The organism is Allomuricauda sp. NFXS6 (assembly GCF_040148835.1).
Taxonomy (GTDB): domain Bacteria; phylum Bacteroidota; class Bacteroidia; order Flavobacteriales; family Flavobacteriaceae; genus Flagellimonas.
The window spans coordinates 627,918-641,727 of record NZ_JAGEMG010000001.1 but is presented as its reverse complement, the minus strand read 5'-3'; the positions used below and the strand labels follow the sequence as shown (position 1 = coordinate 641,727).

Annotated in this window: 25 protein-coding genes; all 25 read left to right on the top strand. The window is 41.6% G+C overall.

The genetic code is table 11. The annotated features are described in order from the left end of the window. Positions 1 to 2: 2 nt before the first annotated feature. The 25 genes from rplV to eno all read left to right on the top strand — a co-directional run bounded on the left by rplV (position 3) and on the right by eno (position 13,672). Complete coding sequence (gene rplV / locus J4E06_RS02790) at positions 3 to 410, top strand: 50S ribosomal protein L22 (RefSeq protein WP_293168762.1); 408 nt, start codon at positions 3 to 5, stop codon at positions 408 to 410. A gap of 9 nt (positions 411 to 419) precedes the next feature. Then, positions 420 to 1,130: a 30S ribosomal protein S3 gene (gene rpsC / locus J4E06_RS02785; RefSeq protein WP_100816202.1), complete on the top strand. Its 711-nt coding sequence runs from the start codon at positions 420 to 422 to the stop codon at positions 1,128 to 1,130. 19 nt (positions 1,131 to 1,149) lie between these two features. Further along, positions 1,150 to 1,569 (top strand): 50S ribosomal protein L16, encoded by a 420-nt coding sequence (rplP, locus tag J4E06_RS02780; protein WP_014032005.1) that lies wholly within the window; start codon positions 1,150 to 1,152, stop codon positions 1,567 to 1,569. Positions 1,570 to 1,588: 19 nt separating this feature from the next. Then, on the top strand, positions 1,589 to 1,780 hold the full coding sequence (rpmC, locus tag J4E06_RS02775; protein ID WP_100816201.1) for a 50S ribosomal protein L29: 192 nt from the start codon (positions 1,589 to 1,591) through the stop codon (positions 1,778 to 1,780). Positions 1,781 to 1,793: 13 nt separating this feature from the next. Then, a complete protein-coding gene (gene rpsQ / locus J4E06_RS02770) occupies positions 1,794 to 2,051 on the top strand; it encodes a 30S ribosomal protein S17 (RefSeq protein ID WP_100816200.1) in 258 nt (85 codons plus the stop codon). A gap of 2 nt (positions 2,052 to 2,053) precedes the next feature. After that, positions 2,054 to 2,422, top strand: a complete 369-nt coding sequence (gene rplN, locus J4E06_RS02765) for a 50S ribosomal protein L14 (RefSeq protein ID WP_014032002.1) — start codon at positions 2,054 to 2,056, stop codon at positions 2,420 to 2,422. Between the two features lie 16 nt (positions 2,423 to 2,438). Further along, positions 2,439 to 2,750 carry a 50S ribosomal protein L24 gene (gene rplX / locus J4E06_RS02760; RefSeq protein WP_349522513.1) on the top strand — a complete coding sequence of 104 codons (312 nt, stop codon included), beginning with the start codon at positions 2,439 to 2,441 and terminating at the stop codon, positions 2,748 to 2,750. 2 nt (positions 2,751 to 2,752) lie between these two features. Beyond that, a complete protein-coding gene (gene rplE, locus J4E06_RS02755) occupies positions 2,753 to 3,304 on the top strand; it encodes a 50S ribosomal protein L5 (protein ID WP_349522512.1) in 552 nt (183 codons plus the stop codon). 1 nt (position 3,305) lies between these two features. Then, positions 3,306 to 3,575: a 30S ribosomal protein S14 gene (gene rpsN / locus J4E06_RS02750; protein WP_207096771.1), complete on the top strand. Its 270-nt coding sequence runs from the start codon at positions 3,306 to 3,308 to the stop codon at positions 3,573 to 3,575. Between the two features lie 18 nt (positions 3,576 to 3,593). Continuing rightward, a complete protein-coding gene (rpsH, locus tag J4E06_RS02745; RefSeq protein WP_349522511.1) occupies positions 3,594 to 3,992 on the top strand; it encodes a 30S ribosomal protein S8 in 399 nt (132 codons plus the stop codon). 19 nt (positions 3,993 to 4,011) lie between these two features. Beyond that, the gene (gene rplF, locus J4E06_RS02740; protein ID WP_349522510.1) at positions 4,012 to 4,554 is read left to right on the top strand and encodes a 50S ribosomal protein L6; all 543 of its coding nucleotides are present in this window, start codon (positions 4,012 to 4,014) and stop codon (positions 4,552 to 4,554) included. An 11-nt stretch (positions 4,555 to 4,565) separates the two neighbouring features. After that, on the top strand, positions 4,566 to 4,919 hold the full coding sequence (gene rplR / locus J4E06_RS02735; protein WP_014031996.1) for a 50S ribosomal protein L18: 354 nt from the start codon (positions 4,566 to 4,568) through the stop codon (positions 4,917 to 4,919). A gap of 6 nt (positions 4,920 to 4,925) precedes the next feature. Beyond that, positions 4,926 to 5,450 (top strand): 30S ribosomal protein S5, encoded by a 525-nt coding sequence (gene rpsE / locus J4E06_RS02730; RefSeq protein ID WP_349522509.1) that lies wholly within the window; start codon positions 4,926 to 4,928, stop codon positions 5,448 to 5,450. Positions 5,451 to 5,462: 12 nt separating this feature from the next. Then, the gene (rpmD, locus tag J4E06_RS02725; RefSeq protein ID WP_163626136.1) at positions 5,463 to 5,642 is read left to right on the top strand and encodes a 50S ribosomal protein L30; all 180 of its coding nucleotides are present in this window, start codon (positions 5,463 to 5,465) and stop codon (positions 5,640 to 5,642) included. Between the two features lie 14 nt (positions 5,643 to 5,656). Continuing rightward, the gene (rplO, locus tag J4E06_RS02720) at positions 5,657 to 6,109 is read left to right on the top strand and encodes a 50S ribosomal protein L15 (RefSeq protein WP_349522508.1); all 453 of its coding nucleotides are present in this window, start codon (positions 5,657 to 5,659) and stop codon (positions 6,107 to 6,109) included. A gap of 10 nt (positions 6,110 to 6,119) precedes the next feature. After that, positions 6,120 to 7,463 (top strand): preprotein translocase subunit SecY, encoded by a 1,344-nt coding sequence (secY, locus tag J4E06_RS02715; protein ID WP_349522507.1) that lies wholly within the window; start codon positions 6,120 to 6,122, stop codon positions 7,461 to 7,463. A 3-nt stretch (positions 7,464 to 7,466) separates the two neighbouring features. Continuing rightward, on the top strand, positions 7,467 to 7,682 hold the full coding sequence (gene infA, locus J4E06_RS02710) for a translation initiation factor IF-1 (protein WP_014031991.1): 216 nt from the start codon (positions 7,467 to 7,469) through the stop codon (positions 7,680 to 7,682). Between the two features lie 4 nt (positions 7,683 to 7,686). Then, a complete protein-coding gene (ykgO, locus tag J4E06_RS02705; protein ID WP_010519235.1) occupies positions 7,687 to 7,803 on the top strand; it encodes a type B 50S ribosomal protein L36 in 117 nt (38 codons plus the stop codon). A gap of 2 nt (positions 7,804 to 7,805) precedes the next feature. Beyond that, positions 7,806 to 8,180 carry a 30S ribosomal protein S13 gene (rpsM, locus tag J4E06_RS02700; protein ID WP_349522506.1) on the top strand — a complete coding sequence of 125 codons (375 nt, stop codon included), beginning with the start codon at positions 7,806 to 7,808 and terminating at the stop codon, positions 8,178 to 8,180. A 12-nt stretch (positions 8,181 to 8,192) separates the two neighbouring features. Continuing rightward, positions 8,193 to 8,585 (top strand): 30S ribosomal protein S11, encoded by a 393-nt coding sequence (rpsK, locus tag J4E06_RS02695; RefSeq protein ID WP_014031989.1) that lies wholly within the window; start codon positions 8,193 to 8,195, stop codon positions 8,583 to 8,585. 109 nt (positions 8,586 to 8,694) lie between these two features. Continuing rightward, positions 8,695 to 9,300 (top strand): 30S ribosomal protein S4, encoded by a 606-nt coding sequence (gene rpsD, locus J4E06_RS02690; RefSeq protein ID WP_349522505.1) that lies wholly within the window; start codon positions 8,695 to 8,697, stop codon positions 9,298 to 9,300. A 21-nt stretch (positions 9,301 to 9,321) separates the two neighbouring features. Further along, positions 9,322 to 10,314 (top strand): DNA-directed RNA polymerase subunit alpha, encoded by a 993-nt coding sequence (locus tag J4E06_RS02685; RefSeq protein ID WP_349522504.1) that lies wholly within the window; start codon positions 9,322 to 9,324, stop codon positions 10,312 to 10,314. A 60-nt stretch (positions 10,315 to 10,374) separates the two neighbouring features. Beyond that, entirely contained in the window at positions 10,375 to 10,887 is a 513-nt protein-coding gene (gene rplQ / locus J4E06_RS02680; RefSeq protein ID WP_349522503.1) for a 50S ribosomal protein L17, read from the top strand. Between the two features lie 97 nt (positions 10,888 to 10,984). Further along, positions 10,985 to 12,097: a glutamine-hydrolyzing carbamoyl-phosphate synthase small subunit gene (carA, locus tag J4E06_RS02675; protein WP_349522502.1), complete on the top strand. Its 1,113-nt coding sequence runs from the start codon at positions 10,985 to 10,987 to the stop codon at positions 12,095 to 12,097. 282 nt (positions 12,098 to 12,379) lie between these two features. Continuing rightward, on the top strand, positions 12,380 to 13,672 hold the full coding sequence (gene eno / locus J4E06_RS02670) for a phosphopyruvate hydratase (RefSeq protein ID WP_349522501.1): 1,293 nt from the start codon (positions 12,380 to 12,382) through the stop codon (positions 13,670 to 13,672). Positions 13,673 to 13,810: the final 138 nt, after the last annotated feature.

Here is a 13,810-nt window from a genome sequence, read left to right as displayed (position 1 = left end):
CTATGGGAGTTCGTAAAAGACAAATGGCCGAAAGGTTAAAAGAAGAGAAGAAGCAACTTGCTATTGCAAAGCTTAACAATTGCCCAACTTCCCCAAGAAAAATGCGTTTGGTCGCTGACTTGGTAAGGGGTAAGCAAATTGAGATGGCATTGGCTACCCTAAGGTTCAACCCAAAAGAAGCATCCAGAAAACTGGAAAAGCTATTGCTTTCTGCAATCGCCAACTGGGAAGCTAAAAATGAGGGTGCTGATATTGAAGCTGCCGATCTTTACATCAAGGAAATCCGTGTAGATGGAGGAAGTATGTTGAAGAGATTGAGACCAGCTCCACAAGGTAGAGCACATAGAATCAGAAAGCGTTCCAATCATGTTACTATGATTTTGGAGGCCAATAACAACGTTCAAAGCTAGAAGAATAATATGGGACAGAAGACCAATCCAATAGGAAATCGCTTAGGAATTATCAGAGGATGGGAATCCAACTGGTACGGAGGAAATGATTACGGCGATAAACTGGCTGAAGACGATAAAATCAGAAAATACCTTTATGCGCGTTTGGCGAAAGCTAGCGTATCTAGGGTAATTATAGAGAGAACCTTGAAATTGATCACCATTACCATTACCACGTCCAGGCCTGGTATCATTATCGGTAAAGGTGGGCAAGAGGTAGACAAACTTAAGGAAGAGCTTAAGAAAATTACCAACAAAGAGGTTCAGATCAATATTCACGAGATCAAGAGACCTGAGCTTGATGCCAATTTGGTTGCGGCAAGTGTTGCAAGACAGATTGAGAGTAGGATTTCATACAGAAGAGCCATCAAAATGGCGATTGCAGCAGCAATGCGTATGAATGCCGAAGGAATCAAGATTCAGATTTCCGGACGTTTGAACGGTGCTGAAATGGCACGTTCAGAATCTTACAAAGAAGGAAGGATTCCTTTGTCGACTTTCCGTGCAGATGTGGACTATGCCTTGCACGAAGCTCACACTACTTATGGTAGATTGGGCGTAAAGGTATGGATCATGAAAGGAGAGGTTTACGGTAAAAGAGAGCTTTCCCCATTGGTAGGATTGAGCAAGAGTCAAGGAAAAGGCGGCAAGGATAACAAGAAATCCCGTCGTAGAAAGTAATAAGATAAAGTAAGGTAAAATGTTACAGCCAAAAAGAACAAAATTTCGTAAGGCCCAGAAAGGGCGTATGAAGGGTAACTCCCAGAGAGGACACCAGCTTTCCAATGGAATGTTCGGTATCAAATCAATGGATTCTCACTTCATTACTTCCCGCCAAATAGAGGCTGCACGTATCGCTGCGACAAGATACATGAAAAGACAAGGTCAGTTGTGGATCAAAATATTCCCGGACAAGCCTATCACCAAAAAACCTCTTGAGGTTCGTATGGGTAAAGGTAAAGGTGCTCCAGAATATTGGGTAGCCGTGGTAAAGCCTGGAAGAATCATGTTCGAGGTCGGTGGTGTGCCAATGGATGTTGCTAAGGAAGCCTTGAGGCTAGCAGCGCAAAAACTGCCGGTTAAAACCAAGTTTATCGTGGCTAGGGATTATTCCGCCTAATTTTTAATTGAGAAGAAAGATGAGACAATCAGAAATAAAAGAACTTTCAATTGAAGAGCTAAAGGAGCGTTTGGCCGAGTTGAAAAAACAACACGCTGATCTTAAGATGGCGCACGCTGTTACTCCTTTGGAAAATCCTTTACAGATCAGAAAGACGAGAAGGACGGTAGCAAGACTTGCAACTGAATTAACTAAAAGGGAATTACAATAATCGGTTCTGCCTTATGGAAAACAGAAATTTAAGAAAAGAAAGAATAGGCGTTGTTACCAGCAACAAAATGGAGAAATCGATAGTGGTTTCTGAGGTAAAAAGGATGAAGCACCCCATGTACGGGAAATTCGTTCTGAAGACCAAGAAATATGTTGCCCACGACGAGAAGAACGATTGCAACGAAGGTGATACCGTTAAAATAATGGAAACCAGACCACTCAGCAAAACAAAATGCTGGAGGTTGGTAGAAATCCTAGAAAGAGCTAAATAATTATGGTACAGCAAGAATCAAGATTAAGGGTTGCGGACAATACCGGTGCAAAAGAAGTTTTGACCATCCGCGTACTAGGAGGAACAAAAAGAAGATACGCTTCCTTGGGTGACAAAATCGTTGTTACCGTTAAAGAAGCTACTCCAAACGGTACTGTAAAGAAAGGTTCTGTTTCTACAGCAGTTGTTGTAAGAACTAAGAAGGAAGTGAGAAGACCAGACGGTTCTTACATCCGTTTCGATGACAACGCATGTGTGTTGTTGAACCCAACCGGGGAGATGAGAGGAACTCGTGTATTTGGTCCTGTTGCCAGAGAGTTGAGGGACAGACAATTCATGAAGATTGTTTCATTGGCGCCTGAAGTGCTATAAAAGAAATATCAGAAAGATGAAGTTGAAAATAAAAACAGGGGACACGGTAAAAGTCATTGCGGGAGACCACAAAGGCAGCGAAGGTAAAGTACTTCAAGTAGACCGTGAAAAGAACAAAGCTATCGTGGAAGGCGTCAACGAGGTGTCCAAACACGAAAAGCCAAGTGCTAACAACCCTCAAGGAGGCATAACAAAAAAGGAAGCTCCGATGCACATTTCCAATCTTTCCTTGATCGATCCAAAATCTGGTGAAGCCACTAGAGTAGGGTACGAGGTAAGGGATGGTAAGAAAGTAAGGTTTTCCAAAAAATCCAATGAAGTAATTTAGTCATGAGTTACATTCCAAGATTAAAACAAGAATATAAGGAGCGCGTGATCAAGGCGCTAACGGAAGAATTTGGTTACAAAAATGTAATGCAGGTTCCTAAGTTGCAAAAAATAGTAGTCAGCCGTGGAGTCGGAGCTGCTGTTTCCGATAAAAAATTAATCGATCATGCCGTGGATGAGTTGACCAACATCACAGGTCAAAAAGCGGTGGCTACCCTTTCCAAGAAAGATGTTGCATCTTTTAAATTGAGAAAAGGAATGCCGATTGGTGCAAAAGTGACCCTTAGAGGAGAGCGCATGTACGAATTTTTGGATAGATTGATTACTAGTGCCCTTCCGAGGGTGCGTGATTTCTCTGGAGTTAAAGCTACAGGGTTCGATGGTAGAGGAAACTACAATTTGGGAGTTACCGAACAAATCATCTTTCCAGAAATCAATATAGATAGAATCAACAGAATCAATGGAATGGACATTACGTTTGTTACTTCTGCTGAAACTGATAAAGAAGCAAAATCATTGTTAACCGAACTGGGAGTACCCTTTAAAAAGAACTAGTATGGCCAAGGAATCAATGAAAGCCCGTGAAAGAAAAAGGGCTAAAATGGTAGAAAAATACGCCGAGAAAAGAAAAGCTCTTAAGGAAGCGGGAGATTATGAGGCTTTGCAGAAGTTGCCAAAGAATGCATCTCCTGTTCGAATGAGAAACCGTTGTAAACTTACAGGGAGGCCCCGTGGTTACATGAGAACTTTTGGTGTATCCAGGGTGATGTTCAGGGAAATGGCCAATAAAGGTTTGATTCCAGGAGTTAAAAAGGCAAGTTGGTAATTTAGATAAAGAAAAGAAATGCTTACAGATCCAATTTCAGATTATTTGACCAGATTGAGAAATGCCAGCAAGGCAGGTCATAGGGTTGTTGATATCCCTGGTTCCAATCTAAAGAGACAGATTACCAAAATATTGTTCGATCAAGGATATATTTTGAGCTATAAATTCGAGGAAGATAAAGTACAAGGCAATATTAAGATCGCCCTTAAGTACGATAAATTCACCAAGGAGCCTATCATAAAAAAATTGCAGCGGGTAAGTAAGCCCGGTCTGCGAAAGTATTCAAGCTCTAATGATTTGCCTAGAGTATTGAACGGATTGGGAATTGCAATTGTGTCTACTTCTCATGGAGTAATGACCAGTAAGCAGGCCCAACAAGATAACGTAGGTGGCGAGGTATTGTGCTACGTATATTAATTGAGAAAAGAGAAGAAAAATGTCTAGAATAGGTAACAGTCCAGTAAAAATTCCTGATGGGGTCACTATAGAAGTGAATGATTCCATCGTTACTGTAAAAGGTAAATTGGGAGAACTTACACAAGAGTTTTCAGGAATTGACATTAAAATCGAAGACGGAAGTGTAGTTTTGGAAAGGCCTTCCGATGACAATAAGCACAAATCAAAGCATGGGTTATACCGCGCTCTTATCAATAATATGGTAGAAGGGGTGACCAATGGATGGACCAAGGAATTGGAGCTTGTAGGAGTTGGTTACAGAGCCAGCAACCAAGGACAAAAATTGGATTTGGCCCTAGGATTCTCTCATAATATTGTTCTGGACATCGCTCCCGAAGTAAAAATTGAGACTATCTCGGAAAAAGGGAAAAACCCTATCGTAAAACTAACATCTCACGACAAACAATTGGTGGGTCAGGTAGCCGCTAAAATTAGAGGTTTCCGCAAGCCAGAACCTTACAAAGGAAAAGGTGTGAAGTTTGTAGGTGAGCAATTAAGAAGAAAAGCAGGTAAATCAGCTTAATAATTAAGACTATGGGATTATCTAAGACTGAAAGAAAATTACGCATCCGAAGAAGAATACGAAAAGTATCCTTCGGAACTGAAGCAAGACCAAGGTTGTCTGTGTTCAGAAGCAATAAAGAAATATACGCACAGTTGATTGACGACGATAAAGGTGTAACTTTGGCGGCGGCTTCATCTAGAGACAAGGATGTGGATGCCAAAGGATCAAAATCCGAGGTAGCGACCAACGTGGGTAAGGCCATAGCTGAAAAAGCGCTTAAGCTTGGTTTTGAAGCCGTAGCTTTTGATAGGGGAGGAAACCTATATCACGGAAGAATAAAATCATTGGCTGAAGGAGCTAGGGAAGCAGGACTAAAATTCTAAGAAACTATGTACCAGAATTACAAAAACGTAGAGATAGTAAAGCCAGGTGGACTGGAATTGAAAGACCGTTTGGTTGGTGTACAACGTGTTACCAAGGTAACAAAAGGGGGTAGAGCCTTTGGTTTTTCGGCCATTGTCGTTGTTGGTGATGAAAACGGAGTTGTTGGACATGGTTTGGGAAAATCCAAAGAAGTGGCCACAGCGATCGCCAAAGCCATTGAGGATGCCAAGAAAAACTTGGTTCGCATTCCATTGAACAAAGGAACCCTTCCTCACGAGCAAAAAGGAAAATACGGTGGGGCACGAGTTTACATCAAGCCTGCATCCCACGGTACCGGGGTAATCGCCGGTGGAGCCGTAAGAGCCGTATTGGAAGCTGTAGGCGTTCAGGATGTATTGTCTAAATCACAAGGATCTTCCAACCCGCACAACGTGGTAAAAGCTACTTTCGATGCATTGTTGCAATTGAGAAGTGCGGATACCGTTGCAAAGCAAAGAGGAGTTTCTTTGGAAAAAGTCTTTAAAGGATAAATAGAGGATAACATGTCAAAGATTAAAGTTAAACAAGTAAAGAGCGGCATCAAAAAGCCACAGAACCAAAAAAGAACTTTGGAGGCTCTTGGATTGCATAAGATCGGACAGGTAGTTGAGCACGAAGCAACTCCTAGTATCCTTGGAATGGTAAATAAGGTAAAACACTTGGTTTCCACAGAGGAAGCTTAAAATAATAAAGGCACATGGATTTGAATAATCTAAAACCAGCGGATGGCGCTGTGCACAAAGAAGGAAAACGTGTAGGAAGAGGAGAAGGTTCCGGTAAAGGAGGCACTTCTACCCGTGGACACAAAGGAGCCAAGTCTAGGTCTGGATATTCCAAAAAGATTGGTTTTGAGGGTGGTCAGATGCCATTGCAAAGACGTGTACCCAAGTTCGGTTTCACCAATATAAATAGAAAAGAGTATGCCGTAGTCAATTTGGGCAAACTCCAAGAATTGGTGGACAAGGGTGCTGTTAAAAAAGAAGTGACCTTGGAAACACTTGTGGAAAACGGTTTGGCCCAGAAAAAAGATTTGGTAAAGATATTGGGAGACGGCGAATTGAAAGCTGCCCTTAAAGTATCTGTACATAAATTTACTGCTTCCGCTAAAGCTGCCATCGAGTCAGCAGGAGGTGAAGCAATAAGTTTATAAGAATTATAGCATGAAGAAATTTATTGAGACCATATCAAATATCTGGAAGATTGATGAACTGAGACAGCGTATCATCCTTACATTGGGACTATTATTGGTTTACCGATTTGGAGCTCAAGTTGTTCTTCCTGGTATTGATACCACCCAATTGGCGGAATTATCCTCGAATACCGAAAATGGTATCTTGGGTATTCTGAATGCTTTTACGGGAGGTGCTTTTGCGAACGCCTCAGTGTTCGCATTGGGTATTATGCCCTACATATCAGCATCCATTGTGGTACAGTTGATGGGAATCGCAATTCCATATCTTCAAAAACTACAAAAAGAGGGAGAAAGTGGTAGAAAAACCATCAATCAGATAACTCGTTGGTTAACCATAGGTATCTGTATTGTTCAAGCTCCAGCGTATTTGTACGGTTTGGGTGCCCTTGGTGTACCGGATAGTGCATTTGTTTTGGGCAAGGGGTTGGATTTTATCGCACCGGCTGTTGTCATATTGGTAACAGGATGTGTATTTGCAATGTGGTTGGGTGAGAAAATTACCGATAAGGGCATTGGAAACGGTATTTCTTTGTTGATTATGGTAGGTATCATCGCAACATTGCCACAAGCATTTGCACAGGAATTTGTATCAAGAACTACCAATAATACTGGAGGCATCATGTTTATGTTGATAGAGGTAATCATATGGTTCTTGGTAATCTTGGCAAGTGTTTACCTAACAATGGCCATAAGGCAAATTCCAGTTCAGTACGCAAGAAGAACGGCTTCTGGCGGATACGAAAAGAACGTTATGGGAGCACGTCAGTACATTCCACTTAAGTTGAATGCATCTGGTGTAATGCCCATTATTTTTGCACAGGCGATTATGTTTGCTCCGAGTTTGATCGGTAGAACATTTAACGATACAGCTGCAGGTCAGTGGATGGAAGTACAATTCGCCGACATTTTTGGATTGGCCTATAACATCCTATTTGCAGTATTGATTATAATATTTACCTACTTCTACACGGCAATTACCGTCCCTACCAACAAAATGGCGGATGATTTGAAGAGAAGTGGTGGTTTCATCCCGGGCATACGTCCAGGAAAGGAAACCGGAAATTATTTGGACAAGATAATGTCCTTGATTACATTACCGGGTTCCATCTTTTTGGCGCTGTTGGCCGTGTTGCCCGCAGTAGTTGTAAAATTGATGGATGTTCAGGCCGGTTGGGCATTGTTTTATGGAGGTACCTCGCTATTGATTATGGTGGGGGTTGCAATAGATACGGTACAGCAAGTAAATTCTTATTTGTTGAATAGACATTACGATGGTTTAATGAAAACCGGTAAAAATAGAAAAGTAGCATAATTCATGGCAAAGCAACCAGCAATAGAACAAGATGGGACTATTATTGAAGCATTGTCCAATGCAATGTTCAGGGTAGAATTAGAAAATGGGCACGTGGTAACGGCGCACATTTCCGGGAAAATGCGTATGCACTACATTAAGTTGCTTCCTGGGGATAAAGTAAAGTTGGAGATGAGTCCATACGATTTAACAAAAGCAAGAATTACTTATAGATACTAGTTACATGAAAGTAAGAGCATCAATAAAGAAGAGAAGTGCCGACTGCAAGATTGTTCGCAGAAAGGGCAGATTGTACGTAATCAACAAAAAGAATCCTAGATTTAAACAAAGACAAGGGTAATTATGGCAAGAATTGCAGGGGTAGATATACCTAAACAAAAGCGTGGCGTTATCTCGCTTACCTACATCTACGGGATAGGTAAAAGTAGGGCGCAAGAAATTTTGGCAGCAGCCCAAGTAAGTGAGGACACCAAGGTTTCCGATTGGACCGATGATGAAATCGGAAAAATTAGGGAAGCGGTGGGATCTTTCACAATTGAAGGTGAGCTTCGCTCCGAAACCTCAATGAACATCAAACGTTTGATGGACATTGGTTGTTACCGTGGAATTCGCCACAGATCTGGATTGCCGTTAAGAGGTCAACGTACCAAAAATAACTCTAGGACCAGAAAAGGAAAAAGAAAAACAGTTGCCAACAAGAAAAAAGCAACTAAATAATAAGTAGGTAGTATGGCAAAGGCAAGTACTAAAACAGCTAAGAAGCGCAAAGTAGTCGTAGAATCTACCGGAGAGGCGCACGTTGTTGCATCTTTCAACAACATCATTATTTCACTTACCAATAAGAAAGGTGATGTTATTTCATGGTCTTCCGCTGGAAAAATGGGATTCCGAGGCTCAAAAAAGAACACTCCTTATGCAGCCCAGATAGCAGCAGAGGATTGTGCCAAGGTGGCTCACGAAGCAGGATTGAGAAAAGTGAAGGTATATGTAAAAGGACCAGGTAACGGAAGGGAATCTGCTATCCGTTCCATTCACAACTCGGGTATTGAGGTGACGGAGATTGTAGACGTTACCCCACTTCCACACAACGGTTGTAGACCCCCTAAAAGAAGAAGAGTTTAATAATCATAAATAGATTAATGGCCCCCAAAAAGGGTCTTCACCCGAAGGTGCAGTTAGATTATCGAAGGATAAGCCTTAATTCATAATCGCACTTTCAAACTAAAAGAAGATGGCAAGATATACAGGACCAAAATCAAAGATCGCTAGGAAGTTTGGAGAAGCGATTTTCGGAGACGACAAAGCTTTCGAAAAGAAAAATTACCCTCCAGGACAACACGGTAACAACAGACGCCGTGGTAAAAAGTCTGAATATGCAATCCAGTTGATGGAGAAGCAAAAAGCAAAATACACTTACGGTATTTTGGAGAAGCAATTCCGTAACCTTTTTGGTGAAGCCAAAAGAAAAGAAGGTGTTACCGGTGAAATTTTGCTTCAATTGTGTGAATCCCGCTTGGACAATGTAGTGTACAGAATGGGAATTTCCCCTTCAAGAAGAGGAGCGCGTCAATTGGTATCGCACCGTCATATTACCGTAAATGGACAGGTAGTAAACATTCCATCCTATTCACTAAAAGCAGGCGATGTAGTTGGTGTTAGGGAAAAATCAAAATCCGTACAATCCATTGAAGACTCGTTGGCTAATAATAGCAGCGTTTATGAATGGATCACATGGAACTCTGAAAAGAAAGAAGGTACATTTGTTGCCGTTCCAGAAAGACTTCAGATCCCTGAGAACATCAAGGAGCAGCTGATCGTCGAATTATACTCTAAATAAGAATTCAACATTAATCCAATTATGGCATTACTTAATTTTCAGAAGCCCGATAAAGTTATAATGATCGATTCAACAGATTTCGAAGGGAAATTTGAATTTCGCCCTTTGGAACCTGGCTATGGATTAACAGTTGGGAATGCGCTGAGAAGGGTTTTACTTTCCTCTTTGGAAGGTTTTGCCATCACTTCTGTGCGCATAGATGGAGTTGAACATGAATTTTCTGTTATTCCTGGCGTTGTTGAAGACGTAACGGAAATTATCTTGAACCTAAAACAAGTTAGGTTCAAAAGACAGATTGATGATGTAGAGAGCGAAACTGTATCTGTTTCCGTAAGCGGCAAAGAACAAATGACCGCCGGTGATTTCCAAAAGTTTATTTCGGGATACCAAGTGTTGAACCCAGATTTGGTTATCTGCAATATGGATCCCAAAGTGAGCATTAACATGGAAATTGTTATCGAAAAAGGTCGTGGCTATGTTCCTGCTGAGGAAAACAAAAAATCCAATGCACCGTTGGGTAGCATTGCGGTTGATTCTGTTTACACTCCTGTAAAGAATGTAAAATACAGCATAGAAAACTTTAGGGTAGAGCAAAAGACCGATTATGAAAAGTTGGTTTTCGAAATCATCACCGATGGTTCCATTCACCCAAAAGACGCCTTGACCGAGGCTGCTAAAGTATTGATTCACCACTTTATGTTGTTCTCCGATGAGCGCATTACGTTGGAAGCCGACGAAATTGCCCAGACCGAGACCTACGACGAGGAATCATTGCATATGCGTCAGTTGTTAAAGACCAAGTTGGTCGACATGGACTTGTCCGTAAGGGCTTTGAATTGTCTTAAGGCTGCCGAAGTGGATACTTTGGGAGATTTGGTTTCCTTCAACAAAAATGATTTGATGAAGTTCAGAAACTTCGGTAAAAAATCTTTGACCGAATTGGAAGAATTGGTCATCAACAAAGGCCTACAATTTGGTATGGACCTTTCCAAATACAAATTAGATAAAGATTAATAATCATATTTTGCTCTCCTGATTAATTGGGATTTGGTAGCAAGATGATAACTGAGAAAAATGAGACACGGAAAGAAGTTTAATCACTTAGGAAGAACAGCCGCCCACAGAAAAGCCATGTTGGCCAATATGGGAAGTTCCCTGATTGAGCATAAAAGAATCAACACTACGGTTGCAAAAGCCAAGGCGTTGAAACAGTTTATCGAGCCTTTGATCACAAAAGCAAAAATCGAAAACAACCAAACTACCGAAAAAGGTACGCACAACAGGAGAGTTGTTTTCAGTAACTTGAGAAGTAAAGAGGCCGTAACAGAATTGTTCAGCACAGTTGCCGAAAAGGTAGGTGACAGACCAGGAGGTTACACAAGAATCATTAAATTGGGTAACCGTTTGGGTGATAACGCTGATATGGCGATGATCGAATTGGTGGATTTCAACGAGCTTTACAACGCAGGTAAGCCGAAGAAGAAATCGACCAGAAGAAGCAGAAGAGGAGGCGGAGGCGCCAAAAAAGCTGAAACACCTGCTCCAGCGGCAGCAGCCGAAACTAAAACTGACGATTCTGAAGAATAAGAGGAATGTTATTAACTATTATATTTTAGGAAAAAGGATAAGTGAAAGCTTATCCTTTTTTTATGTTTTTTTATCTTAACTGAAACTAGAGCACGAAATGAAGTATCACACAAAGAAAAAAGCGTTGATTTTGTTGGCGGATGGAACCATTTTTTATGGTAAGGCCGTCGGAGGAAGAGAAGGTACCGCAGTAGGGGAAGTTTGTTTCAATACAGGGATGACAGGTTACCAAGAAATTTTTACCGACCCATCTTATTATGGTCAGTTAATGGTGACGACCAATGCACACATTGGTAACTACGGTGCCCACGAAGATGAAGTGGAATCCGACTCTGTAAAGATTGCAGGTCTAATCTGTAAAAATTTCAGTTACGAATATTCAAGACCAGATGCCAAAATGAGCCTCTTGGAATTCTTGGACAAGAATAACCTATTGGCCATTTCCGATGTGGACACCCGTGCTTTGGTAAGCTACATTAGAGACAATGGAGCTATGAACGCATTGATCTCCACAAAAGTGGACGACATCGAAGCCTTAAAAGAAGAGTTGAGCAAAGTGCCGAGTATGGAAGGCTTGGAGCTTTCATCCAAGGTATCCACCAAAGAGCCCTATTTCTATGGGGATGAGGAAGCTGAAATCAAAATTTCTGCTTTGGATATCGGAATCAAAAAGAACATCTTGAGAAACTTGGCAAAAAGAGGGGCGTACATCAAAGTATTCCCATACAATGCTTCTTATAATGAAATGAAGGAATGGAATCCTGATGGCTTTTTTATATCCAATGGACCTGGTGATCCAGAACCTTTGACGGATGCTGTGGCAGCAACCAAAGAAATGATAGCTTCCGACAAGCCGTTGTTCGGGATTTGTTTGGGACATCAAGTTTTGGCTTTGGCCAATGGTGTTTCCACTTATAAAATGCACAACGGCCACAGAGGAATCAACCACCCGATTCTAAACTTGGTTACTGGGAAAGGAGAAATTACCTCTCAAAACCACGGATTCGCGGTGAATAGAGAGGAAACCGAAGCAAACGCTGAGCTGGAAATCACCCACACCCATTTGAACGATCAAACCGTAGCAGGAATCAAAATGAAGAACAAGGATGTATTCTCGGTACAATATCACCCAGAAGCAAGTCCAGGACCACACGATGCAGATTATCTGTTCGACCAATTCTTCGATTTGATCAAGGCAAGAAAAAACTAAGAGTTTGTTCAGGAATTTGTGATTGGAATTGGTACAGGCCATTTTTGATGCAGTTTGAGGCACAATTTTTAAGCATAGCCGTGGTTACGGTTCAAAAACGTAACCAAATAATGCGCAAAAAGGGGCATAAGAAAACAGTTGACAAATTTCTAAACAGTTTCTAAAACGTTATAGTTTTGTTTTTAAGCAATTAAGTGCGTTTTGTACGTAATATCATGAAGTTAAAAACGCTGCCTTTTGTATCTTAGCCCAAATAATCACAACTATAAACATTGAATTAAAATGAGCATCATTATCAACATTCATGCAAGACAGATATTGGATTCCAGAGGAAATCCAACAGTAGAAGTAGATGTAGTAACAGAAAATGGAATTATGGGGAGGGCAGCAGTACCTTCTGGAGCCTCTACTGGAGAGCATGAAGCCGTTGAGTTGCGAGATGGTGGCGATTCCTTTATGGGTAAGGGAGTTGGTAAAGCCGTGAACAACGTAAATACCATCATTGCGGAGGAATTGATCGGAACTTCTGTTTTTGAGCAGAATTACATCGACCAAGCCATGATTGAATTGGACGGTACACCAAACAAATCAAAATTGGGTGCCAACGCCATATTGGGAGTCTCCTTGGCAGCAGCGAAAGCAGCCGCCAACGAGTTGGGCATGCCATTGTACCGCTATGTAGGTGGTGTTAGTGCCAACACGCTTCCTGTACCGATGATGAACATTATTAATGGAGGCTCACACTCCGATGCACCGATTGCATTCCAAGAGTTTATGGTAATGCCGGTGAAGGCAAAGGACTTTAGCCATGCCATGCAAATGGGAACGGAGATTTTCCACAACCTTAAAAAAGTATTGCACGACCGTGGTTTGAGTACCGCTGTAGGCGATGAGGGTGGATTTGCACCAACTTTGGAAGGTGGTACCGAAGATGCTTTGGATACCATTGCAAAAGCCGTTGAAAAAGCAGGTTACAAATTGGGTGACGATATCATGATCGCATTGGATTGTGCTGCCGCTGAGTTCTATGTTGACGGTGCTTACGATTATACAAAGTTCGAAGGTAGCAAGGGTGTAGTTAGAACTTCCGAGGAGCAAGCACAGTATCTTGCCGACCTTTGTGATAAATATCCAATCATTTCCATTGAGGATGGTATGGATGAAAACGACTGGGACGGTTGGAAAGTGTTGACCGAAAAAATTGGCGATAAGGTACAATTGGTGGGGGATGACTTGTTCGTGACCAATGTTGAGCGTCTGTCTCGCGGTATCGAGAACGGAATCGCCAACTCCATTTTGATCAAGGTAAACCAAATCGGAACATTGACAGAGACCATCGCAGCCGTAAACATGGCAAAAAATGCTGGTTACACATCAGTAATGTCTCACAGGTCAGGTGAAACCGAGGACAACACCATTGCCGATTTGGCAGTGGCATTGAACACAGGTCAAATCAAAACCGGTTCCGCCTCAAGAAGTGACCGTATGGCCAAGTACAACCAATTATTGAGAATTGAGGAAGAGTTGGGCGATATTGCTTACTACCCTCAAGAAAAAGCCTTCAAGTTAAAATAAGGATATCCCGTTTTGCATTATGATTGAAATTGGTCAGTTCGAGTGATTTTTTTCGAAAAATCGTATCGAGAACTGGAATTTTAAGCCAAAAGCTGATTTTCGATATACAATTCCGTTGGAATTTCACTCGAATTGACA